At 49.1% G+C, this 275-nt stretch carries 1 protein-coding gene; it reads right to left on the reverse strand.

Annotated elements, in window-relative coordinates:
• Positions 1-233: hypothetical protein (locus ACZ3GY_RS23915; RefSeq protein WP_465912212.1), on the reverse strand; the 233-nt coding region annotated here is incomplete at its 3' end.
• Between the last annotated feature and the right edge of the window lie 42 nt (positions 234-275).

Below are 275 nucleotides of genomic sequence, written 5' to 3' on the forward strand. Positions count from 1 at the left end.
TTGGCAGCTTTATTGTCTGCAAAAGCAACGGCACCATGGCTGTTGGCAGCAATCACTTTGGCCAGGCTGCTCAGATGGGTTGCTTCTGAATCAATGATGTCAGTCATGGCATGCCAGGACAGCAAGATGGAGCTCGGTATCAAAGCCAGCAGACAGCAAATGATAATGATCTGGGCAAACTTTTTGGCCAGCGGTACGCGGTATTGGGGGGGATGAGATGATTGATTTGGCATGATGGCGATTTATCTTGATGTTTCTTTGGCAATCCTGGCCAG

It is taken from the genome of Pseudomonas sp. PME37.24/006 (assembly GCF_055556635.1).